The organism is Enterobacter sp. TMH.L2 (assembly GCF_050847315.1).
Taxonomy (GTDB): Bacteria; Pseudomonadota; Gammaproteobacteria; order Enterobacterales; family Enterobacteriaceae; genus Cedecea.
This window is the reverse complement of record NZ_CP193791.1, coordinates 1,580,899-1,606,423: the sequence shown is the minus strand read 5'-3', so window position 1 is coordinate 1,606,423 and position 25,525 is coordinate 1,580,899. Positions and strand designations below refer to the sequence as shown.

Genomic DNA, 25,525 nt, shown 5'->3' with positions numbered 1-25,525 from the left:
TTCTCCATATCATTCGCCAGAGGGCGAACAACTCACTGCAATTCAGTCTTTATCGATACGGCTTGCTACCGCACCCTGCTGGTCGCGGTATTTGGCATCCTGACGGCGATTATAAGGGCGAGCCGCTGGCCCGGAGAGGGGTTCAAAGCTCAGCGCGCCAATCATCATGCCCGGACGCAGCGCCAGCGGCAGCTTCCCTGAATTGTAGAACTCAAGCACGATACAGCCATGCCAGCCCGGATCGATGCGGTGGGCGGTGACGTGTACCATCAGGCCCAGGCGCGCTAACGAGGAACGCCCATCCAGCCAGCCCACAAGGTCGTCCGGCAGCGTGACAGATTCCAGCGTTACCGCCAGCGCCAGTTCACCGGGATGTAGAAAGAAAGCTTCACCTTCTTCCAGCACAATCTCATCACTCATCACGCGCTCTAACGCTTCGGTGACTTCATCTTTAGGGCCGCTGAGATCGATAAAAGGTGCGGTATGCCCGCTAAACGTGCGGAATTTATTGCCGAGGCGCACATCCACGGTGGCACCGTTAATGCGTTCAACCGGAGGACGGGGGGTAATCGCTAAACGGCCATCATCCAGCCAGGCTTCGATATCACGATCGCAAAGGCGCATCGCAGATTCTCCTTATCAATCTCAGTTTACACACACTGCCACAGAGCGTCGACGATAGCCAATTGGCAATGGATGAGGGATTCAACGTAAAAGCGAGCGGCTTACGCGCGCCCGCAAAGGTCTTTATTCAAAGAACTGACTGATTTTGGCTTTCAGAATATCGATTGCGATGCGGTTCTTGCCCCCGCGCGGCACGATAATATCGGCGTATTGTTTGGAAGGCTCAATAAACTGCAGGAACATTGGGCGTACCGTTTTTTGATACTGCGCCATCACGGAGTCCATTGAACGGCCGCGCTCGTTAACGTCGCGCTTCATACGGCGCATCAGGCAGATATCCAGCGGTGTATCAACAAAAATAGAGAAGTTCATTTCCTGGCGCAGGCGCGCATCGGTCAGCAGCAGGATGCCTTCCAGAATGATCACCTTCTTCGGGACCAAATGCACGGTCTGGTCGGTGCGGGTGTGCTCCACGTAGCTATAAACCGGCAGTTCGATAGCTTTGCCGGACTTCAGCGTCTGCAAATGCTGGAAAAGCAGGTTGTGGTCCATTGCGCTGGGGTGATCGTAGTTGGTTTTAACACGCTCTTCCATCGACAGATGGCTTTGATCTTTGTAGTAACTGTCTTCTGGAATGACACCAATGTGTTCATCGCCGACTTGCTCGCGCAGTTCACGATACAACGTGCTGGCAATGAGGCTTTTCCCTGAAGCCGATGCGCCGGCTATCCCGATGATGACGCATTGATGAGACTGATCGGTCATATTATTTACGGCCTGAATACGAAAAGTGTTGGAAGGACGACGCGGAGGCGTCAAACGCCGCAATTATAGGGACAACCGCCTTTTGATACCAGCCTCTTACCCCCTGCAATCGTGAAATTACGCGGCAAAGGGCCAACAAAGTGACAAAGGCATGACAGCGCACCATCGCCAGGCAACGGGTAAAGTGGAATTATTTAATTACGTGATTTGACTACGCAATTTCTGACACTCTGTAGGTAAATTCTGACAACCGAGCATAGGAATTGTAAATTGTTTGTACTAGCATAAACCGATTCTTTATTTATATGCATCCGGGCATGACTCCTGGCGGCAGTGTCCAAGCGGATTTGCGGTAATGATTAGAAAAAACAGACAAACAGAAGCCGCCGTCCATTCACTGATACTGCTGGCTGGCTTGGGGTTACTCAGCTTTGTTTTCACCCTCTATTCCCTTGAGCTGACGTTAAAAGGCACCGATCTGGTGCCTATCTGGTTTACCACCTCGGTGATGATGGCGGCATTTTTCCGTTCTCCTCTCCATCAATGGCCGTTCATTGCCGCCGTCTGTGCACTGGGCAGCATGGCAGCCAGCGCCGCCGTTTTTTCATTTAGCGGTCTGAATATCTCGTTAACCGCAATAAACCTGTTTGAGGCTCTGCTGGGCGCGCTTTTGTTACGTCGCTTTTTGCCGCGGAAAAACCCCTTACAAAACCTCAATAACTGGTCACGACTTGCCGTGTGCAGTGCGGTAATCCCTCCGCTGGTCGGCGGCCTGCTGGTGACGCTATTGCCGATACCGGTTGACTCCTCGTCGCTGAAAACCTTCTTTATATGGGTGCTGTCTGAATCCATCGGGGCGCTGGCGCTGATGCCGGCAGGGCTGCTGTTTAAACCTTATTATTTGCTTCGTCACCGCAAAGCGGCCCTGCTGTTCGAAACCGTGGCAACCTTCGCCGTCACGCTGGCACTCAGCTATTTTTCATTAATTTATCTGCCCTGGCCGTTCACTTTTATCATCGTCATTCTGATGTGGAGCGCCATTCGGCTGCCGCGTCTGGAAGCCTTTATTATTTTCCTTGCCACGCTGATGATGGTCTCGGCGATGATAGCCATCGGCAAGCTCCCGATGTTAACGCCCCACCCGCGCGTGCTGGAATATGCGCCGTGGCTGCCGTTTCTGCTGATTCTGCTGCCGGCAAACGTCATCACAATGGTGATGTACTCCTCCCGCACAGAGCGTAAACACATCACCGAAAGCGAAACGCGCTTTCGTAACGCCATGGAATACTCGGCTATTGGCATGGCGCTGGTCTCTACCGAGGGCAAATGGCTGCAGGTCAATAAGTCATTATGTAAGTTCCTCGGCTATTCCAGCGAAGAGCTGAGCGATCTCACCTTCCAGCAAATTACCTGGCCCGAAGATTTGAATCTCGATCTTCAGCACCTGAGCAAGCTCGAGGCCGGGCACATCAATAGCTATTCAATGGAAAAGCGCTATTACACCAGCGCGGGCAATGTCGTGTGGGCCATGCTCACGGCGTCCGTTGTGCGTCATACCGACGGCACGCCGCTCTACTACATCGCCCAGATTGAAGACATCAACGACCTGAAGCATACCGAGTGGATCAACAAGCGGCTGATGGAGCGGATTACGCTTGCCAATGAAGCCGGCGGCATCGGCATCTGGGAGTGGGATCTGACCAACGATGTCATCAGCTGGGATAAGCGGATGTTTGAGCTTTACGACGTGCCGCCGCATACCAAACCCACCTACCAGCTCTGGCTGAACAGGCTGGTGAAAGAAGATCTCGCCCACTCGGAAACCGTTATTCGCGAGTCGTTAAAAAATCGCCTGCCGTTTAAGCTTGAATTTCGTATCCATGTCAAAGACGGTATCCGCCATATCCGCTCCCTGGCTAACCGCGTGCTGAATAAGAACGGCGACGTGGAACGGCTGCTGGGCATCAATATGGACATGACCGAAGTTAAGCAGCTCAACGAAGCGCTGTACCAGGAAAAAGAGCGGCTGCACATCACGCTGGACTCGATCGGCGAAGCGGTAATTTGCACCGACGTCGACATGAATGTCTCCTTTATGAACCCGATTGCCGAGAAGCTCAGCGGCTGGGCGCAGGAGGCGGCCATCGGCCAGCACATTCTGGCGATTCTGCGCATCACCTTCGGTGATAACGGCCCGGTGATGGAAAACATACACAGCGGCGATTTTTCCCGGAGCGCTATAGAGCAGGATGTCGTGCTGCATTGCCGCAACGGCGGTAGCTACGACATCCACTACACCATTACGCCGCTGACTACGCTGGACGGCCAAAGCATTGGCTCCGTGCTGGTTATCCAGGATGTGACTGAGTCCCGGAAAATGCTCAAACAGCTGAGCTACAGCGCCTCGCACGATAGCCTGACGCACCTGGCCAACCGGGTAAGCTTTGAGAATCACCTGAAGCGCTTACTGCAGGGTGCGGTTGAACACCGTCAGCGCCATGCCCTGGTGTTCATTGACCTCGACCGTTTTAAAGCCGTAAACGACTCCGCGGGCCATGCCGCAGGTGATGCTTTGCTGCGGGAGCTGGCGGCGATGATGCTGAGTATGCTGCGCACGGGGGATTTCCTTGCTCGCCTCGGCGGCGACGAATTTGGTTTGCTGCTGCCAGATTGTTCCACTGAAAACGCACGTTATATTTCTGAGCGCATTATTCGCAGTATCAACGACTACCACTTTATGTGGGATGGCCGTCTGCACCGCATCGGCGCCAGCGCCGGGATCACGCACATTGACGGCGATAATGCTATCGCGTCTGAAGTGCTCTCCCAGGCCGATATCGCCTGCTACGCCTCGAAGAACAACGGCCGCGGCCAGGTCACGGTTTATGAACCGCATCGCCACTACATGGAGCAAGGACGAGACACCATGCCCCTCGACGAGCAGTGGCAGGTGATCAAAGACAATCCCATGCTGATGATAGCGATGGCGATTGCGCCGCCGCGCATCCCGGAATCGACCTGTTTCTATCTCCTGACCCTGCGCTTCTGGGGCAACGAAGGGGACGTTATCAACGAACCCGCATTCCGCTCAGGCCTCGCCGACCCGGCACTTCACCATGCGCTGGATCGCCGCGTATTTAGCGAATTTTTTGACAAGTATGCCGCTCAGGTCGCAAGGAAAGGTTTTGGCGTCGCGCTGCCCGTTTCCGGTGCGGGCCTGGCCAGCGACACCTTCGTCAATGAGCTGCTGGAACAGCTTTCCTCCAGCAGAATGCCGGCCCGTCTGCTGCACCTGACGATTCAAAGCAGCGACTTGCTCACCGAGCCACAGCGCGCTTATGCCAGCCTGAAACGGCTGCGCAAAGCCGGTTGCCGCATGGTGCTGAGCCACGTTGGGCGCGATCTGGAACTGTTTAATACCCTGAGCCATCATCTGTTCGACTACGTGATGTTAGACCCGGACCTGATCCTCAACGTGCACTGTAATCTGATGGACGAAATGATGGTGACGATTGTGCATGGTCACGCCCAACGCATGGCGCTGCAAACTATCGCCGGTCCGGCGGATATGCCTCTGGTAATGGATACGCTGTCGGGCATTGGCATTGATTTAATCTATGGGGAAACCATCGCCCAGCCGCAGCCGCTGGAGCTGCTGCTGACGAATAGTTATTTTGGCATTAACTGACCAGCCCCACCCCAATAAAAAAACCCCTGTCCGGTTGACCGATTCAGGGGTTTTTATTTAGCGTCTGCCAGCCAGAACTGGCTTAGTCACCGCTGAGTTCAGCTCGTGACCTTCATCCTGACTTTAATTGGGCATATTGCAGGAAGCATTTTTCCATACGATATCGCAAATATCATCGCTAGGATTAAAGCCTGTAGGCGCCTTGAGCAAAATGGAACGAATGGTATCCATGTCATAATGTCCACAGGCGTCGTTCATGTCGGTGAGATAAACGTTAAGCTCCTCCCATGAAAGCTTCACTTCACTGGCGGCCATGATTCGTGGGTGCTGCGTCGTCATCACATTGTCACCAATGAGGAGTTCCTCAAAGAGCTTCTCACCTGGTCTCAATCCGGTGGTTTTAATCTCAATATCACCCTCCGGATTCGAATCATCACGTAAGGTAAAGCCACTTAAAGAAACCATACGCTCTGCCAGGTCGATGATTTTTACCGGATCGCCCATATCGAGGACAAAAACGTCTCCGCCGTTGCCCATCGCACCAGCCTGTATAACCAGCTGCGCGGCCTCTGGAATCGTCATGAAGTAGCGAATAATGTCCGGGTGTGTCAACGTAATTGGCCCCCCTTTAGCTATCTGCTTTTCAAAGAGTGGAACAACAGAACCTGAAGACCCCAGCACATTACCAAATCTCACCATGCTAAAGCAGGTACCTGACTGCTGTACCGCCAATGCCTGCAGCACAAGCTCCGCCATGCGTTTTGTTGCCCCCATCGTGTTGGTCGGGCGAACAGCTTTATCCGTAGAGATCAATACAAATTTCGGGACACCGCAGCGGATTGCTGCCTGTGCACAGGCCAGCGTACCAAAGACGTTATTTCTGACGCCATCGGCAACGTTATACTCAACTAAAGGTACGTGTTTATAAGCCGCGGCGTGGTAGATAGTTTCGATACCGAAACTCCCGATAACCCGCTCCAGATGAGCCTGGTTTTGCACATTACCCAGCACAGGATAGAGTTTGATCGTCAATCCCTTGCTCTTGATCATCTCAGATAATTCGCGCTCGATAGCGTAAAGCGAAAACTCAGAGATCTCATAGAGAACTAACGCTTTCGGCCCGTTCAAAATAATCTGGCGACAAAGTTCTGAGCCGATGGATCCACCCGCCCCTGTCACCATGACCGACTTATCCTGGATATTCCGGGCAATTAACTCAGGTACAGGCGCCACGGGGTCACGTCCTAAAAGGTCGGTAATAGAGACTTTTTTCAGCGTAGCAATGCTGGCTTTCCCTTCCACCAGATCAACCATCCCGGGAATAGAAAGCACCTCACAGGGGAGGCCTTCCAGCTTTTTCATCACTTCGCTTTTACGAGAGCGGCTCAAGCTTGGCATGGCCAACAGGATTTTTTGGACCTCGTACTTCTCGACTAACCAGGCCAGCTTTTCAGGCGAGTAAACCGTCACACCATGCATAACGGTTTTTTGTAGACGAGGGTTATCGTCAACAAAAGCAACCGGGTAATACTCAGATGCCTGGCTTAAGGCAGGCAGTAACTGACGCCCTGATGCACCTGCGCCGTAGATAATGACCTTAGCTCCCAGTTTTAATCCATGGTTGACCAGCATTCTTAACGCCAGTCTTGAGCCTGTAACTAGCAGTAAACCAAAGGAAAAATAGATAAATGGGATGGTGCGAGGCAAATAGATATTTGTATAAAACGCGGTCACGATAAGCAGGATGGACGACGCCACCATACCCACCGCAACCGAGACAAAAACTTTAGCCGTAATATATCGAATAACAGCACGATAGAGGCCAAGTCTGACAAAGAAGCCTAGCGTGACCAGAATAATCGACAAAATCAGTAACCAGTGCGGCCCACTTGTCAGAGGTGTCAGGGCATCAATACGCACCCAGAAAGAGAACCAGAAAGCACACAACAGCAGCACAACATCAATTGCCAGCGTAATAATTCTTTTTACCGGTCTTGGTAAAGCAAGCAGAAACGTAAGCATATTTTCAATAGAACAGGACACCTGTTCACCAACCTGTTGTTATAGAGTGAAAATTTTTACTGAGCACCCTCTGGTACAACTAAATATATATCAGTGGTGCCCGTAACCCTGCTTTATGGCTGTTAGCCCTTATCCTTTACGCCAGCTCCGCAGCGCCACGCGACAATCACAACCGGAGCCCAGGCTATCGCTAATCCTACCACTCCCGTAATGGCACCCGCTGCAATCAACATGGCAAAAGGGGTTAACCAGATAAGATTGACGCACAGCGCACCAAGAGTAACGGGCTTATGGCTACCATATTTTCTTGCAAGTATCTGGTAGCCATGGCTTGCGTGAGCTTCGTACACCTTTTTGCCTGCCAGCAAACGGCGCAGTAACGTTAAGGTAGCATCTACGATAAAAACGCCAAGTAAACACATCTCGGCAAGGAAGAGTTTGCTATCAAGCAGGCCAATATGAAGAGCCAGTAAGCCGATGGTTATTCCCAGAAAGCCACTTCCGGCATCGCCCATGAAAATTTTTGCGTTCGGGAAATTCCAGAAGATAAAACCGAGCGCGGCAGCCCCCAGCAGCAAAACGCTAAGCGATGCGTCTGACCCCAAAGCATCAGGCACAGCAATCCAGACAATCAGCAGAGATGTAAGGGAAAAAACAATCGCCTCCATGCTCGCCAGCCCATTAATGCCATCCATAAAGTTATAAAGATTCAGCATCCATACCAGATAGACTAATCCGAAAACCATCCCAATCCATCCGGCAGAGAAGGTGTAGCCGAAAAGCTCGATCGCAGGAAAGTTTCCAAGAAAGAAAAGCCCTGCTGCGGCGGCCAGGAAGTGCATCAGTAATCGCCAGCGAGCCGCAATGTGCCCATGGTCGTCAAGAAAACCGACCACCGCGGTAATTCCGCCGGCAACAATCAGCGAGAACATCGTCGAGTATGAAATGAGCTGAAGGAGGGACAGCGCAATCAACCCAACCATAAGACTGATAACAATGGCCACACCGCCACCACGAGGCGTCGGTATAGAGTGAGAGCTACGTTGATTCGGTATATCAATAACGTTGTTTTTTAACGCATAGGCTCGTAGGCACCAGGTCAGAATAAATGAGAGAATAAAAACGACTACGGCCACAATTAATGCCTGCATTACTGAGCGTCCTTTGAATAATATTTTGCTGCTTTTTCCATCGTTTCGGAAAGCGTAACGGGTTGCTGCCAACCCAACAGCTCGGAGGCGTAGGAGGCATCAATATCCAATGAGCCATAGAGTTGCTCATAAATGCTTTGCTTCCCTGTTAGCATCAGTAAAACCTTCAATATAGCCGCTGGAAACCAAAAGACACGAGGAGATTTGTTCATTCCACCCGCGAATGATCGAACAATATCTTCCGTGGTGGGTTTATCTTTATCGGCGAGAACAAAAAGCTGATTTTTTGAACGAGGATCGTTCAGGCAAGTGGCAATAAAGCTGACAACGTTTTCCAGAGAAACCATGCTTCGCTTGTTTTTTATTCCTTTGAAAGGAAGCGGCAGCCCACTGGCAACCAGTTTTAACAAACGCCGAATATTGCCCGGTGCATTTTCGCCACAGATAAGCGCCGGACGAATCACCGTAATCGCCATTGGGCCTGAAGAAAATGCTTCGTTCAGCTTTTGCTCAGCTTCAAATTTAGAAATCGCATAATCTGAGACAGGCTTAGGTATTGATTTTTCGGTAAATGGCGTATGAGTAGTGGCATTGCCATTTACGCCAATAGAACTGATGAAAATAAAATGGTTGACCCCTGCATTCAACGCGTCGTGAGCAAGCTTTAAGGTTGCGTCACAGTTAACCTGCCGAAACGCCGAGAGTTTATCCGCAGCTGAATCTTTTAAGATATGAGCCCGACCGGCGGTATGCACGACGGCATCACACCCTTCAAGCACCGGGGACCAGTCCGTTGTTGCCGAAATATCGCCGATATCAACCAGTCCAGCAGTATTCTGCGAGCCACGACGAGTTGTGCCGACGACTTCATACCCCAATTCCCTGAGCGTTGTAACCAAGCGACTCCCCACGAAACCCGTGGCCCCTGTAACTAAAACTCTCACATTCGACCCTTATAATCCGTTCATCTGAATTAAAAATGAAACTCATTCAGTAATATTAATTTAAATATAAAATTCAGACACCACTTTTATATCGGGATTTTCTTACTAATAAAGGTCGGTTACAAGTTCAAATATTGTAGCATATAATCCTGTGAATCAGTCTGGCGTCCAGCCGTCGCTATACCAGATGTGTAACAGCGCGTAGGAGCGCCAGGGCTGCCAGCGCTCGGCGTAGCGGCGGATTTGTGCAGACGTCATATCAGGAAAGCGCTGTTTAATCAGGTAATCGTCCGGCAGGAAAACGTCGCTGGCCTGCCAGCCGCGCAGGGCGAAATAGTTGGCTGTCCAGCGCCCGATACCGGGCAATGCTATCAGGGTTTTTATTCCCTGCTCCAAATCATCGGGTAGCTGCAGCGGAAACTGCCCTTTCACCACCTCTCCGGCAAGATGCACAATAGCCTCTGCACGCTTAAGCGACATGCCTAAAGATTTCAGCTGTTGAACATCGCAGTTTGCCAGCGTCCTGGTATCCGGAAACAGATACCAGCCCTCGTGACCTTCAAGCTTCCTTCCGAATGTCTTTGCCACTTTGCCGGTCAATTTTGCCGCCATCGCCACGCTAACCAGTTGCCCAAGAATGGCCCGAATGGCCTGTTCGAACGGGTCCATACATCCCGGCAGACGCAGGCCGGGCCGGGCTGCCGCCAACGTGCCCAGGCTGCTTAATACCTGCTGCGGATCCTTGTCCAAATCCAGTAAGTTCTTCACGCGTTGTAAAACTTCGCCTGCCACAGGCTGCAGGCCGTCGCTTAGCGTCACATTGAGGCAAAGATTTTTCTCGTCTGGTTCAAGCGTCACCAGCCCGGCATATTCTCCCAGCGCGAAGCTGCGCTGATAGCGACTGGCGGTAACAACTTCCACGCCCTCCACGGCACGTCCCCGTAAAAAACCAAGGATCCAGGACCAGTCATAGGGCGGTTGATAGCTAAGGGTGTACATAAATAATCCTGAAGAGAATGAGGGCATTAGGCAGACAACACAGCTTATTTAGCATACCGCCAAATGCCGATTTCTGCCTTGCTTTCATATTCAGTTGCCCACGGACCGGCATTCCGCTAAAGTCGCCCCCCTTCTCACTGGCATGGGGATAATCAACGAAAATGAAAATCGGTTTTGACTACGGGACGGCGAACTGCTCGGTCGCCATTATGCGCGACGGAAAACCACAGCTGCTGGAGATGGAGAACGGCTCATCGCTGCTGCCTTCTATGCTCTGTGCACCGACGCGTGAAGCGGTGAGCGAGTGGCTCTTCCGTCACCACGAAGTTCCGGCTACGGGAAGCGAGACCCAGGCACTGCTGCGCCGTGCGGTGAGCTACAACCGCGAAGAAGACATTGATGTGCTGCCCGGCAGCGTAAAATTTGGCTTAAGTTCTCTTGGTCAGTACATGGAAGATCCGGAAGAGGTTTACTTCGTTAAATCGCCAAAGTCCTTCCTCGGCGCCACCGGCCTGAAACCGCAGCAGGTCGCGCTGTTTGAAGATCTGGTCTGCGCGATGATGCTGCACATCCGTAAACAGGCGGAAAACCAGCTGGAAGGGACCATCGACCAGGCCGTGATTGGCAGGCCGATTAACTTCCAGGGACTGGGCGGGGAAGATGCTAACCAGCAGGCTCAGGGAATTCTGGAACGCGCCGCGCACCGCGCTGGCTTCCGCGACGTGGTGTTTCAGTTTGAACCCGTAGCTGCGGGGCTGGATTTTGAAGCCACACTGCAGGAAGAAAAGCAGGTGCTGGTGGTCGACATTGGCGGCGGCACCACCGACTGCTCGGTACTGCTGATGGGGCCTGACTGGCACCAGCGCCGCGACCGTGAACAAAGCCTTCTGGGCCACAGCGGCTGCCGCGTGGGCGGTAACGATCTGGATATTATGCTGGCATTTAAACAGCTGGCTCCGCTGCTTGGCATGGGCGGCCAGACGGAAAAAGGCATCGCGCTGCCGGTATTACCCTGGTGGAACGCCGTCGCGATTAACGATGTCCCGGCTCAGAATGACTTCTACAGCGCGGCTAACGGCCGCGCGCTCAATGAGCTGGTGCGGGACGCGCGCGAGCCGGAAAAGGTGGCGTATCTGCAGAAAGTCTGGCGTCAGCGTCTGAGCTATCGCCTTGTCAGGGCGGCAGAAGAGAGCAAGATTGCGCTCTCCAACAGCCAGCAGGTTTCAGCATTGCTGCCGTTTATTGCCAAATACGTAGGCTGCGATATCAGCCAGCAAGCGCTGGAAACCGCTATCAGCCAGCCGCTACAGCGCATCATGGAGCAGGTCACGCTGGCGATGGACAACAGCCAGGCTAAACCTGAGGTTATTTACCTGACCGGCGGCAGCGCTCGTTCTCCGCTGCTGCGCCATGCGCTCGCCCAGCAGTTGCCTGATATTCCGATTGCCGGAGGGGATGACTTTGGCTCGGTGACGCAGGGGCTTGCCCGTTGGTCAGACGTGGTTTTCAGATAATCACGTTCAAACATACCGCTCAAACCGCAGGCCTCCTGCGGTTTTTTTATATCTGGAAACGCCGGTCGCTTTCTGGAAACTCCAGATGCAGCGAAAGTTTACCGCCCAGCGCCTCAACGTAGCGCTTCAGCGTGAGCACTTTGAGATCGTTACCGCGTTGTTCAATCGCGGCGATTGCCGGCTGGGAAACCCCCATTTTTTGCGCCACTTGTTTTTGAGAAAGTCCCTGCTGCTCACGTACCAGCTGCAATCCCGTTTCCAGAATTAAGACTTCGGTCATTGCGCGGATCTCGGCCTGCTCTTCCGCCGAAAACCCCGCCATCACTTCAGTTAACGTTTTCATTTTCATCTTCCAGTTCTGCCAGGTGATGCGCAAACTGCGTATCGGCCACTTTTATCTGCGCCTGATAAAAACGCGTATCGTTTGATTGGTCTCCACCACACAGCACAACGGCTCTGCGATGCGGGTCAAAAGCAAAAAAGATCCGATATGGCTTGCCGCACCATAGCAAACGTAATGCCTTCATATTGGGATAGCGAGATCCCTTTACCGTGTCCGCCTGCGGGCGGCTTAAAGCCGGCCCCCAGAACTCAATATTGCCGAAGACCGCCACAAGTCGTTTGCGGAGCTCTACGGGCTGGGCCTGATACCAAAAGTAGAAAGAGTCGGTAAATATCACGCGCCAGATCATCACTCACCTCATAAACTATAGATTATATTTGAAATATAAACCACAGCTTATTTCTCGCTTCGTGATATGACTACTCCTGGGACTGAAACTTGCGTGACGCCTCGGAAAACGTTTTGGGAATAACAGTTTTATTTGGCCACGAAAACATCACTTACTTACTATATGTTGCTAATCTGACAGTACTTCATATTTCCTCCATCATTACGGGGCTATTGATTACTAAACTAGTCACATTAAGCCTAATCGTTTCAGAAAGAGAACACGTCATCTATGAAAGGCACGCAGACTTCTCGCTGGTTGTGGATTACAGCCTTTATTCTGGTGGTGATTGCCGCCGTCTGGTTCTGGCGCAGCCACAATACATCTTCGGGGACTCAGCCCCAGGCTAAATCAGGCCAGACAACCGCCCAGGGCGGCCGACGCGGAATGCGCGGCGGTGCGCTGGCCCCGGTTCAGGCCGCAACGGCAACCAGTGAAGCCGTGCCGCATTACTTAACCGGCTTGGGCACTATCACCGCGGCCAATACCGTGACGGTGCGCAGCCGCGTTGACGGGCAACTTCTGGCCATTCATTTCCAGGAAGGCAAGCAGGTAAAAGCCGGTGATTTGCTGGCAGAAATTGACCCGAGCCAGTTCAAAGTCGCCCTGGCTCAGGCCCAGGGGCAGTTGGCTAAGGATCAGGCCACCCTGGCAAATGCTCGCCGCGACCTCGCCCGCTACCAACAACTGGTAAAAACCAACTTAGTCTCCCGCCAGGACCTCGATACTCAGCTGTCGCTTGTGGAATCCACACTCGGCACGGTTAAGGCCGATGAAGCCAGCGTTGCCAGCGCTCAGTTGCAGCTTAACTGGAGTCGCGTCACCGCCCCTATCGACGGCCGGGTTGGCCTGAAGCAGGTCGATATTGGCAACCAGATTTCCACCAGCGACACCAACGGTATTGTCGTGCTGACGCAAACGCACCCGATTGACCTGGTGTTCACCCTGCCGGAAAACGACATCGCCACGGTGATTAAAGCGCAGAAAGCCGGCGAAACGCTGAGCGTTGAAGCCTGGGACCGCACCAACAGCGCAAAACTCAGCAGCGGTAAACTGCTGAGCCTTGATAACCAAATCGATACCACCACCGGCACCATCAAGCTGAAAGCGCGCTTTGATAATCTGGATGACGCTCTGTTCCCAAATCAGTTTGTGAACGCCCGTATGCTGGTGGACACCCAGCAAAATTCCGTGGTGATCCCAGCCGGTGCGTTGCAAATGGGCAATGAAGGCCACTTCGTCTGGGTACTGAACGGCGATAACAAAGTCAGTAAACACCTGGTTACGCCGGGAATTCAGGACAGTCAGAAAGTCGTGATTAGCGCCGGCGTTTCCGCAGGCGATCGCGTAGTGACCGACGGTATTGACCGCCTGACGGAAGGCGCGCAGGTTGAGGTTGTCGAACCGCACAGCGCAGCCGACGATAACGCCAAACCTGCCGCCCAGGCAAAATCGGGCCACAAACACAACGGAGCACGCTCCTGATGCAGGTGTTACCTCCAGGCTCCACTGGCGGCCCTTCCCGCCTGTTTATTCTTCGTCCAGTTGCCACCACGTTATTGATGGTGGCTATCCTGCTGGCGGGGATTATTGGCTATCGCTTTCTCCCGGTATCAGCGCTACCGGAGGTGGACTACCCTACCATTCAGGTGGTCACGCTCTATCCCGGCGCCAGCCCGGATGTCATTACTTCGGCGATCACTGCCCCACTCGAACGCCAGTTTGGGCAGATGTCCGGCCTGAAGCAGATGTCATCGCAAAGCGCCGGCGGGGCGTCGGTTATCACCCTTCAGTTCCAGCTGACGCTGGCGCTTGACGTTGCCGAGCAGGAAGTGCAGGCGGCCATCAACGCCGCGACAAACCTTCTGCCCACTGACCTGCCAAACCCGCCGGTTTACAGCAAGGTCAACCCGGCGGATCCGCCTATCATGACGCTTGCCGTGACCTCAACCGCCCTGCCGATGACGCAGGTGGAAGATATGGTGGAAACCCGCGTAGCCCAGAAAATCTCCCAGGTTTCTGGCGTCGGTTTGGTCACGCTGGCGGGCGGCCAGCGCCCCGCCGTTCGCGTTAAATTGAACGCTCCGGTGATTGCCGCACTCGGCCTGACCAGCGAAACCATTCGCACCGCCATCACCAATGCCAACGTCAACTCTGCCAAAGGCAGCCTTGACGGCCCGGAGCGCGCCGTCACGCTCTCCGCCAACGACCAGATGAAGTCGGCCCAGGAATACCGGGATTTAATCATCGCTTATCAGAACGGCGCGCCAATCCGCCTCGGGGATATTGCCACCGTTGAGCAAGGGGCAGAGAACAGCTGGCTCGGCGCCTGGGCAAACAAGCAGCAGGCCATCGTGATGAACGTCCAGCGCCAGCCTGGGGCCAACATCATTGAGACGGCAGACAGCATCCGCCAGATGCTGCCGACGCTGACCCAAAGCCTGCCGAAGTCGGTTGAAGTAAAACTGCTCAGCGACCGTACCACCAACATTCGCGCCTCCGTGACCGACACCCAGCACGAGCTGATGCTGGCCATTGCGCTGGTGGTGATGATCATTTACCTGTTCCTGCGCAACGTGCCGGCCACCATCATTCCTGCCGTCGCCGTGCCGCTGTCGCTGGTCGGCACATTTGCGGTGATGGTATTCCTTGATTTCTCCATCAATAACCTGACGCTGATGGCGCTGACCATCGCCACCGGGTTCGTGGTGGACGATGCCATCGTGGTGATAGAGAACATTTCTCGCTACATCGAAAAAGGTGAGAAGCCGTTGGCCGCCGCGTTAAAAGGCGCCGGGGAAATCGGCTTTACCATTATTTCCCTGACCTTCTCGCTGATTGCGGTACTCATCCCCCTGCTGTTTATGGGTGATATCGTGGGCCGTCTGTTCCGCGAGTTTGCCGTGACGCTGGCAATTTCTATTTTAATCTCCGCCGTGGTTTCGCTGACGCTTACCCCGATGATGTGCGCCAGAATGCTGAGCCACGAATCATTGCGTAAGCAGAACCGTTTCTCCCGCGCCAGCGAGAAGATGTTTGATAACATCATTGCCGCCTATGGCCGCCTGCTTAGCAAAGTGCTGAATCATCCGTGGCTGACGCTGAGCGTTGCTTTTGGCACGCTGGCGTTGACCATTGTGCTGTGGATCTTTATCCCCAAAGGCTTCTTCCCGATTCAGGATAACGGCATTATCCAGGGCACGCTGCAGGCTCCGCAGTCGGTCTCCTTCGCCAGCATGGCCCAGCGTCAGCAGCAGGTCGCAGACGTGATACTGAAAGATCCGGCGGTGGAAAGCCTGACGTCGTTTGTCGGCGTAGACGGCACCAACCCTTCGTTAAACAGCGCCCGCCTGCAAATTAACCTTAAGCCGCTCAGCGACCGTGATGACCGCATCCCGACGGTGATTGACAGATTGCAGCAGAATGTCGCCAGCGTCCCGGGCGTGCAGCTTTATCTGCAGCCGATCCAGGATCTGACTATCGACACCACGGTGAGCCGCACCCAGTACCAGTTCACCCTGCAGGCGACCTCGCTGGACGAACTGAGCACCTGGGTGCCGCAGCTGGAAGACAAGCTTAAAACGCTGCCTCAGCTCGCGGATATCAGCAGTGACTGGCAGGATCAGGGGCTGATGGCCTACGTCAACGTTGACCGCGACAGCGCCAGCCGCCTCGGCATCAACATGTCATCGGTGACCAGCGCCCTGTATAACGCCTTCGGCCAGCGCCTTATTTCAACCATTTACACCCAGGCCAACCAGTATCGCGTGGTACTCGAACATGACACTAGCACCACGCCAGGGCTGAGCGCGCTCGACAACATTCGCCTCACCAGCAGCACCGGCGGCAGCATTCCATTAAGCGCGATTGCGAAGGTGGAGCAGCGCTTTGCCCCGCTGTCGATCAATCACCTGGACCAGTTCCCGTCCACCACGTTCTCCTTTAACGTGCCGGAAGGGCAATCGCTGGGCGACGCGGTGAACGCCATCACCTCGGCGGAAAAAGAGCTGGCGATGCCGTCCGATATCACGACGCAGTTCCAGGGTAGCACCCTCGCCTTCCAGGCCGCGCTGGGCAGCACCATCTGGCTGATTATTGCTTCGGTCGTGGCGATGTACATCGTGCTTGGCGTGCTGTATGAAAGCTTTATCCACCCGATCACTATCCTGTCGACGCTGCCCACGGCGGGCGTTGGCGCACTGCTTGCATTGATGCTGGCGGGGGCCGAACTGGACGTTATCGCTATTATCGGCATCATTCTGCTCATTGGTATCGTGAAGAAGAATGCGATCATGATGATCGACTTTGCGCTGGCCGCCGAGCGTGAACAGGGCATGGCCCCGTACGAAGCGATTTACCAGGCCTGTCTGCTGCGTTTCCGTCCGATTCTGATGACCACGCTCGCCGCGCTGCTGGGTGCACTCCCGCTGATGCTTTCAACCGGCGTTGGCGCAGAACTTCGCCGCCCGCTGGGTATTGGCATGGTGGGTGGCCTGCTGCTCAGCCAGGTGCTGACGCTGTTTACCACGCCGGTGATTTACCTGCTGTTCGACCGCCTGTCGCACTACACGCGCCGTCGTTTCGGCCGACAGCATGAGGAGGCGTAAGTGAAGTTTTTTGCCCTCTTCATTTACCGCCCGGTGGCGACGATTTTATTGACCGTCGCCATTACGCTGTGCGGCGTGCTGGGCTTCCGCCTGCTGCCGGTTGCCCCGCTGCCGCAGGTCGATTTTCCGGTGATCATGGTCAGCGCCTCGCTGCCGGGCGCGTCGCCGGAAACCATGGCGTCGTCCGTGGCCACGCCGCTGGAGCGTTCCCTGAGCCGCATTGCCGGGGTCAACGAAATGACCTCGTCCAGTTCGCTGGGCAGCACCCGCATCATTCTGGAATTTAATTTCGACCGTGACATCAACGGTGCCGCGCGGGACGTGCAGGCGGCGATTAACGCTGCCCAAAGCCTGCTGCCAAGCGGGATGCCGGGGCGGCCAACTTACCGCAAGGCCAACCCGTCCGATGCGCCGATCATGATCCTGACGCTCACTTCAGACACACTATCGCAGGGTGAGCTGTATGATTTTGCCTCCACGCAGCTCGCGCAAACCGTCTCACAAATCGACGGCGTGGGCGACGTGGACGTCGGCGGAAGCTCTCTGCCCGCGGTGCGCGTGGACCTCAACCCACAGGCGCTGTTTAACCAGGGCGTGTCGCTGGATGCCGTCCGGACTGCAATAAGCAATGCCAACGTTCGCCGTCCCCTTGGTTCGGTAGAGGACAGTACAAGCCGCTGGCAAATTCAGACCAACGACGAGCTAAAAAAAGCGGCAAACTATATGCCGCTTATCGTGCATTACAATAACGGTTCGGCCGTACGCCTTCAGGATGTCGCCAACGTCACCGACAGCGTACAGGACGTGCGTAACGCCGGGATGACCAACGCCAAACCAGCCATTTTGCTGATGATTCGCAAGTCGCAGGAAGCGAACATCATCGAAACCGTGGACCGCATCCGCGCCAAAATACCCGAACTACGAGAAACCATTCCGGCTTCCATCGACCTGCAGGTAGCCCAGGACCGGTCGCCAACCATTCGCGCCTCGCTGGCCGAGGTAGAACAATCGCTGGTGATCTCCGTGTCGCTGGTGATTCTGGTGGTGTTTCTGTTTCTTCGCTCAGGGCGCGCGACCTTTATTCCGGCGGTGGCCGTGCCGGTGTCGCTGATCGGGACTTTTGCCGCCATGTATCTGTGCGGCTTCAGCCTCAATAACCTGTCGCTGATGGCGCTGACCATCGCCACAGGTTTTGTGGTCGATGACGCCATCGTGGTACTGGAAAACATTTCCCGTCATTTGGAAGCGGGCGTGAAGCCCATGCAAGCGGCGCTCCAGGGCGTGCGGGAAGTGGGCTTTACCGTGTTGTCCATGAGTCTGTCGCTGGTGGCGGTCTTCCTGCCGCTGCTGTTGATGGGCGGTCTGCCGGGGCGCCTATTCCGCGAGTTTGCGGTCACACTTTCGGTCGCTATCGGGATTTCGCTGGTGGTGTCGCTCACCCTCACGCCGATGATGTGTGGCTGGCTCCTGAAGAACCGTCCGCCGGAAAAGAGAAACAAAAACCGTGGATTTGGTCGCCTGCTGATTGCCATGCAGGGCGGTTACGCCCGGTCGTTGAAATGGGTGCTAAACCATACGCGGCTGGTGGGCATGGTGCTGCTGGGGACGATAGCCCTGAGCGTCTGGCTCTACATTGCGATCCCAAAAACCTTCTTCCCGGAGCAGGACACCGGCAGGCTGATGGGCAATATTCAGGCCGATCAGAGCATCTCTTTCCAGGCCATGCGCGGTAAGCTGCAGGACTTTATGAAGATCATTCGTGAAGATCCGGCGGTGGATAACGTCACCGGCTTTACCGGCGGCTCTCGGGTTAACAGCGGCATGATGTTTATCTCACTTAAGCCATTGAGCGAACGCCAGGAAACCGCCCAGCAGGTGATTGACCGACTGCGCGGCAAGCTTGCAAAAGAGCCCGGCGCCAACCTCTATTTAATGGCGGTGCAGGATATTCGCGTTGGTGGCCGTCAGGCGAACGCCAGCTACCAGTACACGCTGCTTTCCGATGAGTTAAGCGCCCTGCGAGAGTGGGAGCCGAAAATCCGTAAAGCGCTGGCGGCGCTGCCGGAACTAGCTGACGTTAACTCCGACCAGCAGGATAACGGCTCGGAGATGGACCTGATTTACGACCGTGAAACCATGTCACGTCTGGGGATCAGCGTCTCGGATGCCAACAATTTGCTCAACAACGCCTTTGGTCAGCGCCAGATTTCCACCATCTACCAGCCGTTGAACCAGTATAAGGTGGTCATGGAGGTCGACCCGCGCTACACCCAGGACATCAGCTCGCTCAACCAGATGTTTGTGATTAACAGCGAAGGGAAGTCGATCCCCCTCTCCTACTTTGCCAAATGGCAGCCAGCGAATGCCCCGCTGTCGGTTAACCATCAGGGGTTGTCCGCCGCATCAACCATCTCGTTCAACCTGCCTGACGGGGTATCGCTTTCTGAAGCCAGCGACGCCATCGACAGAACCATGACCTCGCTGGGCGTACCGACTACCGTGCGCGGCAGCTACGCCGGGACGGCACAGGTGTTCCAGCAGACGATGAACTCGCAGGTGATTCTGATTCTGGCAGCCATTGCCACAGTGTATATCGTGCTGGGTATATTGTACGAAAGCTACGTTCACCCGCTGACCATCCTCTCGACGCTGCCTTCTGCGGGCGTCGGGGCGCTGCTGGCGCTGGAACTTTTCGGCGCCCCCTTCAGCCTGATTGCGCTAATCGGTATCATGCTGCTGATAGGTATCGTGAAAAAGAACGCCATTATGATGGTGGACTTCGCAATAGAGGCGCAGCGTAAGGGCGATTTAACGCCGGAAGAGGCGATTTTCCAGGCCTGCCTGCTGCGCTTCCGCCCTATTATGATGACCACGCTGGCCGCGCTGTTTGGCGCGCTACCGCTGGTGCTAACCAGCGGGGATGGCGCAGAACTTCGCCAGCCGCTGGGGATCACCATCGTAGGCGGGCTGGTGATGAGCCAGCTGTTGACGCTTTACACCACGCCGGTGGTTTACCTGTTCTTTGACCGACTGAGATTGCGCTTTAGCCGCAAACCCCGTGAAAGTAAGGCTCTGTCCGTATGACTGATTTGCCCACCGCCGTTCGCTGGCAGTTATGGATTGTCGCTTTTGGCTTCTTTATGCAGGCGCTGGACACCACGATTGTGAACACCGCGCTTCCCTCGATGGCGCATAGTCTGGGCGTAAGCCCGCTGCATATGCACTCGGTGGTGGTGGCCTACGTGTTAACGGTTGCGGTCATGCTTCCGGCAAGCGGCTGGCTGGCGGACAGAGTGGGCGTTCGCAATATCTTCTTCACGGCGATAATTCTTTTTACCCTCGGGTCCCTGTTTTGCTCCAATGCCTCAACGCTCAACGAGCTTGTTCTCGCCCGCGTCGTGCAGGGCATTGGCGGGGCCATGATGGTACCGGTGGGGCGCCTCACGGTGATGAAAATCGTTCCGCGGGCGCAATATATGGCGGCGATGACCTTCGTGACGATCCCAGGCCAGGTAGGCCCCCTGCTCGGCCCTGCGCTGGGCGGCGTGCTGGTGGAGTACGCCTCCTGGCACTGGATTTTCCTGATAAACATTCCTGTCGGCATTGTCGGGGCCATCGCTACCCTGTGGCTGATGCCCAACTACACCATGCAAACCCGACGCTTTGATATTTCCGGCTTCCTGCTACTGGCGTTTGGGATGGCGGCGCTGACCATTGCCCTGGACGGACAAAAAGGCCTGGGCATTTCCAGTGAAACGCTCGGGTTGCTGATCCTTGGCGGGGTTATCGCCATTCTGCTTTACCTGTGGCATGCCCGCGACAACGAAAACGCGCTGTTCAATCTCAATCTGTTCAACACGAAAACCTTTTCGCTTGGCCTGCTGGGCAGCCTGTGCGGGCGCATCGGCAGCGGCATGTTGCCGTTTATGACGCCGGTGTTTCTGCAGATTGGGATGGGTTTCTCGCCATTCCATGCCGGGCTGATGATGGTCCCAATGGTGCTTGGCAGCATGGGCATGAAACGTATCGTTGTGCAGGTCGTCAACCGCTTCGGCTACCGCAACGTGCTGGTCGTCGCCACGCTCGGCCTGGCGCTGATCACGCTGATGTTTATGGGTACGGCCCTGATGGGCTGGTTCTGGCTGCTGCCGGTCGTCCTGTTTGTACAGGGCATGGTCAACTCCATGCGCTTCTCTTCCATGAATACGCTGACGCTAAAAGATCTGCCGGATGACCTCGCCAGCGGCGGCAACAGCATGCTCTCAATGGTCATGCAGCTTTCCATGAGTATCGGCGTGACCGTCGCGGGCCTGCTGCTGGGCATGTTTGGCCACCAGCAGCTTCCGGTGGGTGGGGAACAGGCTCACAGCATCTTTATGTACACCTATTTCTGCATGGCGCTGGTCATCGCCCTTCCGGCATTGCTGTTTGCCCGCGTCCCAAATGACCGTTCAGAAAACACGGTCATCAGCCGCCGTAAAAGGAGCGAAACATGAAACTTTACCGCTCCGGGATCACCGGGAAATTATTCCTCGCCATATTCTCCACCTGCCTGCTGGTGCTGGCCATCATGCACTGGGGCGTGAGGTTAAGCTTTGAGCGTGGCTTTATCGACTACATCAAACGCGGTAATACTCAGCGCATTGAGATGCTGAGTGATGCCCTGGGCGAACAGTATGCGCTGCACGGCAACTGGCGCTTCCTGCGGCACAACGACAGGTTTGTGTTTCAGATTTTACGTTCGTTTGAGCGCGAAGGGGATGAAGCTCACGGCATGCCGCCGCAGGGCTGGCGCACTAAGTTTTGGGTGGTCGATCAAAACTATCAGGTTCTGGTTGGCCCTCGAGAGAAGCTCCCTCCAGACGGGATGCGCAAACCGATTAACGTCAATGGTCAGGACGTTGGCTGGGTGATAGCCTCCCCCATTGAGCGTTTGACCCGCAATACCGACATTAACTTCGATCGCCAGCAGCGGCGCACAAGTTGGATCATCGTCGCCCTGTCCAGTTTGCTGGCGGCAGCGGCCACCTTCCTGCTTGCCCGTGGCCTTCTGGCCCCGGTGAAACGCCTGGTTGAAGGTACGCACAAGCTGGCCGCCGGAGATTTTTCCACCCGGGTTGCGGTCGGCAGCCAGGATGAGCTGGGGCGGCTGGCACAGGACTTTAACCAGCTTGCCAGCACCCTGGAAAAAAACCATAAAATGCGCCGGGCTTACATGGCGGATATTTCTCACGAGCTGCGCACCCCGCTTGCCGTTTTGCGCGGTGAGCTAGAGGCAATTCAGGACGGCGTGCGTCAGTTTACGCCGGAGTCCGTCACGTCACTGCAGATGGAAGTCGCCACCCTGACCAAGCTCGTTGACGACCTGCACCAGCTTTCCATGTCCGATGAAGGCGCGCTGGCCTACCAGAAAAAATCGCTGGATATCATTGCGCTGCTGGAAGTGGTTGCCGGGGCATTTCGATCCCGTTTTGAGTCACGCGGGCTGACAATACGCCTTGCGCTACCGGAAACCGCGACTATTTTCGGTGACGGAGACCGCCTGATGCAGCTGTTCAATAACCTGTTGGAAAACAGCCTCCGCTACACCGACAGCGGTGGGCAACTGGTGATCGGCGGTAAAATTGTGAATCAGCAGTTTGTGATGAGCTTTGACGACAGCGAACCCGGCGTCTCGGACGAGCAGCTAGGCCAGCTGTTTGACCGTTTCTACCGCGCGGAAGGTTCCCGCAACCGCGCCAGCGGCGGTTCAGGGCTGGGCCTGTCTATCTGCCAGAATATTGTGACCGCCCATGGCGGAACGCTAACCGCCTCCCATTCACGCTTTGGCGGCGTTAGTATTACCGTTGAACTTCCTCTGGAAACAGAAACGTCGAGGACACTATGACCGAGCTACCGATTGACGACAGTACGCCCCGTATTTTGATCGTAGAAGATGAACCTAAGCTTGGACAGTTGCTCATCGACTACCTCCGCGCGGCAAGCTATGCCCCTACTCTGCTGAACCACGGCGACCAGGTGCTGCCGTATGTTCGCCACACGCCGCCGGATCTCATTCTGCTGGATTTGATGCTGCCCGGCACAGACGGCCTGACGCTGTGCAAAGAGATTAGACGTTTCTCCGAAGTCCCCATCGTCATGGTGACCGCCAAAATAGAAGAAATTGACCGTCTGCTGGGGCTGGAAATTGGCGCTGACGACTATATTTGCAAGCCTTACAGCCCGCGCGAAGTCGTCGCACGCGTGAAAACAATTCTCCGCCGCTGCAAGCGTCAGCTTGCCATTTCCGCCGGGTCGGAAGAAAGTCCGCTGGTGATTGATGAAGGCCGTTTCCAGGCTATCTGGCGCGGTAAACTGCTGGATCTCACCCCCGCCGAGTTCCGCCTGCTAAAAACCCTGTCCCACGAGCCGGGGAAGGTGTTCTCCCGCGAAATGCTGCTGAACCATCTGTATGACGACTACCGCGTGGTCACCGACCGCACCATCGACAGTCACATAAAAAACCTGCGCCGCAAGCTTGAAGCGCTGGATACCGATCAGTCGTTTATTCGCGCCGTTTACGGGGTGGGTTATCGCTGGGAGGCGGATGCCGGGCGAGTAATTTAAACTCATATCCGGGACGACTACTTTTAGTAGACTGTTCAGAGAACCCAAAAAACTCTACGATAGAACACAGGCCGGTCAACATTGACCGGCGTCTTCCCTGCAAGGAGGTTGTCGTGGAAAAGTATGTTTTCTATAGCCGGGATATTGCTTTCAATATCTACCCGAAGGCATCTCTTGGTGTGGAAGAGAAAAAAGAGTTGGCCGCTGATGGATTTAAAAAAATTGGCTTCGAGATACTGGCGACGGATGAAGCCGCCGCGCTCGACAAGTTCATCGCGCATTTCAAAGAAAATACCGAAGCACTGAAAGAGTACACGGAGAATATTGCCTTCGCGTCGCTCCTTTTTGTCGGTATCCCGCTCATCGCCTGAATCCGCAAGACGGTTTACTCCCCAGCCTCACGGCGCTACAATTCCCGCCCTTAAATTGTGGTAATCCACTCGACTTTAGCCGCTTCACCAGATGGAGCGGTTCTGACCTGATATCAGAACGAGAACTTCATGTTTAAACCGGAACTCCTCTCCCCGGCGGGAACGCTGAAAAACATGCGTTACGCTTTCGCCTACGGTGCAGACGCCGTCTACGCTGGCCAGCCGCGCTATTCACTGCGCGTGCGCAATAACGAATTCAACCACGAAAACCTCCAGCTAGGGATCAACGAAGCCCACGCGCTGGGTAAAAAATTCTACGTGGTGGTGAACATTGCCCCGCATAACGCCAAGCTCAAAACCTTTATTCGCGACCTTAAGCCGGTTATCGACATGGGCCCGGATGCGCTGATCATGTCCGATCCAGGGCTAATCATGATGGTGCGCGAGGCGTTCCCGGAAATGGACGTTCACCTCTCCGTGCAGGCTAACGCCGTTAACTGGGCGACAGTGAAGTTCTGGAAGCAAATGGGGCTGACGCGCGTGATTCTTTCCCGCGAGCTGTCGCTGGAAGAAATCGCCGAAATTCGCGAACAGGTTCCAGAAATGGAGCTGGAGATCTTCGTCCACGGCGCACTGTGCATGGCGTATTCGGGCCGCTGCCTGCTCTCCGGCTATATCAACAAGCGAGATCCTAACCAGGGAACCTGCACCAACGCCTGCCGCTGGGAATATAAGGTTCAGGAAGGCAAAGAAGACGACATCGGCAATATCGTCCACGTGCACGAGCCAATTCCGGTGCAAAACGTTGAGCCTACGCTTGGCGTCGGCGCCCCAACGGACAAAGTGTTTATGGTGGAAGAAGCCAAACGTCCAGGCGAATACATGACCGCTTTCGAAGACGAGCACGGCACCTACATCATGAACTCGAAAGATCTGCGCGCCATTGAGCACGTGGAGCGCCTGACAAAAATGGGCGTGCACTCGCTGAAAATCGAAGGCCGTACTAAGTCCTACTACTACTGCGCACGTACCGCGCAGGTGTATCGTCGCGCCATTGACGACGCCGCAGCGGGCAAGCCGTTCGACCCTACGCTGCTGCAAACGCTGGAAGGCCTGGCCCACCGTGGCTATACCGAAGGATTCCTGCGCCGACATACCCACGACAGCCATCAGAATTACGAGTACGGGCACTCCATTTCCGAGAGCCAGCAGTTTGTGGGCGAGTTTACCGGCGAACGCCGGGGTGATCTGGCGGCCGTGGCGGTGAAAAACAAATTCCTGCTGGGCGACAGTCTGGAAATGATGACCCCGCAGGGGAATATCACCTTTACGCTGGAAACGCTGGAAAACGGCAAATCCCAGCCGATAGACGTGGCTCCGGGCGACGGTCATACCGTATGGATGCCTGTACCTCAGGAGATAGCGCTGGATTATGCTCTACTGATGCGCAATCTCTCTGGTCAGACAACCCGTAAACCGCACGCAAACTAGTGAATTAGGGTT

The 25,525-nt window shown here is 55.1% G+C and carries 18 protein-coding genes; 10 read left to right on the top strand and 8 right to left on the bottom strand.

The annotated features are described in order from the left end of the window. Positions 1-42: 42 nt before the first annotated feature. Together dcd and udk are read right to left on the bottom strand one after the other, a co-directional pair. Positions 43-624, bottom strand: a complete 582-nt coding sequence (gene dcd, locus ACREYP_RS07630) for a dCTP deaminase (RefSeq protein WP_008455101.1) — start codon at positions 622-624, stop codon at positions 43-45. A gap of 123 nt (positions 625-747) precedes the next feature. Further along, a complete protein-coding gene (gene udk, locus ACREYP_RS07625) occupies positions 748-1,389 on the bottom strand; it encodes a uridine kinase (RefSeq protein ID WP_008455103.1) in 642 nt (213 codons plus the stop codon). A gap of 355 nt (positions 1,390-1,744) precedes the next feature. Between udk and ACREYP_RS07620 the strand changes: the two genes are divergently transcribed. Continuing rightward, on the top strand, positions 1,745-5,077 hold the full coding sequence (locus tag ACREYP_RS07620) for a diguanylate cyclase (protein WP_336817962.1): 3,333 nt from the start codon (positions 1,745-1,747) through the stop codon (positions 5,075-5,077). 123 nt (positions 5,078-5,200) lie between these two features. Here the strand turns inward: ACREYP_RS07620 and ACREYP_RS07615 are convergent, their stop codons facing one another. The 4 genes from ACREYP_RS07615 to alkA form a co-directional block, all read right to left on the bottom strand. Further along, complete coding sequence (locus tag ACREYP_RS07615) at positions 5,201-7,099, bottom strand: polysaccharide biosynthesis protein (RefSeq protein ID WP_498881395.1); 1,899 nt, start codon at positions 7,097-7,099, stop codon at positions 5,201-5,203. Between the two features lie 122 nt (positions 7,100-7,221). Further along, the gene (locus ACREYP_RS07610; RefSeq protein ID WP_336817960.1) at positions 7,222-8,250 is read right to left on the bottom strand and encodes an MraY family glycosyltransferase; all 1,029 of its coding nucleotides are present in this window, start codon (positions 8,248-8,250) and stop codon (positions 7,222-7,224) included. Next, complete coding sequence (locus ACREYP_RS07605; protein WP_498881228.1) at positions 8,250-9,149, bottom strand: Rossmann-fold NAD(P)-binding domain-containing protein; 900 nt, start codon at positions 9,147-9,149, stop codon at positions 8,250-8,252. Before ACREYP_RS07605 ends, ACREYP_RS07610 begins: the two co-directional genes overlap by 1 nt. Positions 9,150-9,350: 201 nt before the next feature. Next, positions 9,351-10,193, bottom strand: coding sequence for a DNA-3-methyladenine glycosylase 2 (gene alkA, locus ACREYP_RS07600; RefSeq protein WP_498881227.1), 843 nt, complete (start codon positions 10,191-10,193; stop codon positions 9,351-9,353). 161 nt (positions 10,194-10,354) lie between these two features. Here alkA and yegD point away from each other — a divergent pair, with 161 nt between their 5' ends. Continuing rightward, positions 10,355-11,707, top strand: a complete 1,353-nt coding sequence (yegD, locus tag ACREYP_RS07595; protein ID WP_498881226.1) for an Hsp70 family protein — start codon at positions 10,355-10,357, stop codon at positions 11,705-11,707. Positions 11,708-11,753: 46 nt separating this feature from the next. Here yegD and ACREYP_RS07590 read toward each other — a convergent pair whose 3' ends face one another. Together ACREYP_RS07590 and ACREYP_RS07585 are read right to left on the bottom strand one after the other, a co-directional pair. After that, complete coding sequence (locus tag ACREYP_RS07590; protein ID WP_166991201.1) at positions 11,754-12,050, bottom strand: helix-turn-helix domain-containing protein; 297 nt, start codon at positions 12,048-12,050, stop codon at positions 11,754-11,756. Beyond that, entirely contained in the window at positions 12,034-12,399 is a 366-nt protein-coding gene (locus ACREYP_RS07585; RefSeq protein ID WP_498881225.1) for a type II toxin-antitoxin system RelE/ParE family toxin, read from the bottom strand. The genes ACREYP_RS07590 and ACREYP_RS07585 overlap by 17 nt, the downstream gene beginning before the upstream one ends. A gap of 270 nt (positions 12,400-12,669) precedes the next feature. Between ACREYP_RS07585 and ACREYP_RS07580 the strand changes: the two genes are divergently transcribed. The 8 genes from ACREYP_RS07580 to trhP all read left to right on the top strand — a co-directional run bounded on the left by ACREYP_RS07580 (position 12,670) and on the right by trhP (position 25,513). After that, a complete protein-coding gene (locus tag ACREYP_RS07580) occupies positions 12,670-13,923 on the top strand; it encodes a multidrug efflux RND transporter subunit MdtA (protein ID WP_498881224.1) in 1,254 nt (417 codons plus the stop codon). Then, on the top strand, positions 13,923-17,045 hold the full coding sequence (locus ACREYP_RS07575) for a multidrug transporter subunit MdtB (protein WP_498881223.1): 3,123 nt from the start codon (positions 13,923-13,925) through the stop codon (positions 17,043-17,045). The genes ACREYP_RS07580 and ACREYP_RS07575 overlap by 1 nt, the downstream gene beginning before the upstream one ends. Further along, on the top strand, positions 17,046-20,129 hold the full coding sequence (mdtC, locus tag ACREYP_RS07570; protein WP_008455125.1) for a multidrug efflux RND transporter permease subunit MdtC: 3,084 nt from the start codon (positions 17,046-17,048) through the stop codon (positions 20,127-20,129). After that, on the top strand, positions 20,126-21,541 hold the full coding sequence (locus ACREYP_RS07565; RefSeq protein ID WP_498532504.1) for an MFS transporter: 1,416 nt from the start codon (positions 20,126-20,128) through the stop codon (positions 21,539-21,541). Before mdtC ends, ACREYP_RS07565 begins: the two co-directional genes overlap by 4 nt. Then, complete coding sequence (baeS, locus tag ACREYP_RS07560) at positions 21,538-22,932, top strand: envelope stress sensor histidine kinase BaeS (protein WP_008455130.1); 1,395 nt, start codon at positions 21,538-21,540, stop codon at positions 22,930-22,932. The genes ACREYP_RS07565 and baeS overlap by 4 nt, the downstream gene beginning before the upstream one ends. Next, positions 22,929-23,651, top strand: a complete 723-nt coding sequence (baeR, locus tag ACREYP_RS07555; protein WP_008455132.1) for an envelope stress response regulator BaeR — start codon at positions 22,929-22,931, stop codon at positions 23,649-23,651. Before baeS ends, baeR begins: the two co-directional genes overlap by 4 nt. A gap of 113 nt (positions 23,652-23,764) precedes the next feature. Continuing rightward, positions 23,765-24,022: a hypothetical protein gene (locus ACREYP_RS07550; protein ID WP_008455133.1), complete on the top strand. Its 258-nt coding sequence runs from the start codon at positions 23,765-23,767 to the stop codon at positions 24,020-24,022. A 129-nt stretch (positions 24,023-24,151) separates the two neighbouring features. Next, positions 24,152-25,513 carry a prephenate-dependent tRNA uridine(34) hydroxylase TrhP gene (gene trhP, locus ACREYP_RS07545; protein WP_008455135.1) on the top strand — a complete coding sequence of 454 codons (1,362 nt, stop codon included), beginning with the start codon at positions 24,152-24,154 and terminating at the stop codon, positions 25,511-25,513. Positions 25,514-25,525: the final 12 nt, after the last annotated feature.

Excerpts from the sequence above, each read along its gene's own strand:
- ACREYP_RS07565 (WP_498532504.1), top strand. The coding sequence starts at position 20,126 with ATGACTGATTTGCCCACCGCCGTTCGCTGGCAGTTATGGATTGTCGCT.
- ACREYP_RS07580 (WP_498881224.1), top strand. The coding sequence starts at position 12,670 with ATGAAAGGCACGCAGACTTCTCGCTGGTTGTGGATTACAGCCTTTATT.
- baeS (WP_008455130.1), top strand. The coding sequence starts at position 21,538 with ATGAAACTTTACCGCTCCGGGATCACCGGGAAATTATTCCTCGCCATA.
- alkA (WP_498881227.1), bottom strand. The coding sequence starts at position 10,193 with ATGTACACCCTTAGCTATCAACCGCCCTATGACTGGTCCTGGATCCTT.
- baeR (WP_008455132.1), top strand. The coding sequence starts at position 22,929 with ATGACCGAGCTACCGATTGACGACAGTACGCCCCGTATTTTGATCGTA.
- udk (WP_008455103.1), bottom strand. The coding sequence starts at position 1,389 with ATGACCGATCAGTCTCATCAATGCGTCATCATCGGGATAGCCGGCGCA.
- trhP (WP_008455135.1), top strand. The coding sequence starts at position 24,152 with ATGTTTAAACCGGAACTCCTCTCCCCGGCGGGAACGCTGAAAAACATG.
- ACREYP_RS07590 (WP_166991201.1), bottom strand. The coding sequence starts at position 12,050 with ATGAAAACGTTAACTGAAGTGATGGCGGGGTTTTCGGCGGAAGAGCAG.
- ACREYP_RS07585 (WP_498881225.1), bottom strand. The coding sequence starts at position 12,399 with ATGATCTGGCGCGTGATATTTACCGACTCTTTCTACTTTTGGTATCAG.
- ACREYP_RS07615 (WP_498881395.1), bottom strand. The coding sequence starts at position 7,099 with ATGCTTACGTTTCTGCTTGCTTTACCAAGACCGGTAAAAAGAATTATT.
- dcd (WP_008455101.1), bottom strand. The coding sequence starts at position 624 with ATGCGCCTTTGCGATCGTGATATCGAAGCCTGGCTGGATGATGGCCGT.
- ACREYP_RS07575 (WP_498881223.1), top strand. The coding sequence starts at position 13,923 with ATGCAGGTGTTACCTCCAGGCTCCACTGGCGGCCCTTCCCGCCTGTTT.
- yegD (WP_498881226.1), top strand. The coding sequence starts at position 10,355 with ATGAAAATCGGTTTTGACTACGGGACGGCGAACTGCTCGGTCGCCATT.
- ACREYP_RS07610 (WP_336817960.1), bottom strand. The coding sequence starts at position 8,250 with ATGCAGGCATTAATTGTGGCCGTAGTCGTTTTTATTCTCTCATTTATT.
- ACREYP_RS07620 (WP_336817962.1), top strand. The coding sequence starts at position 1,745 with ATGATTAGAAAAAACAGACAAACAGAAGCCGCCGTCCATTCACTGATA.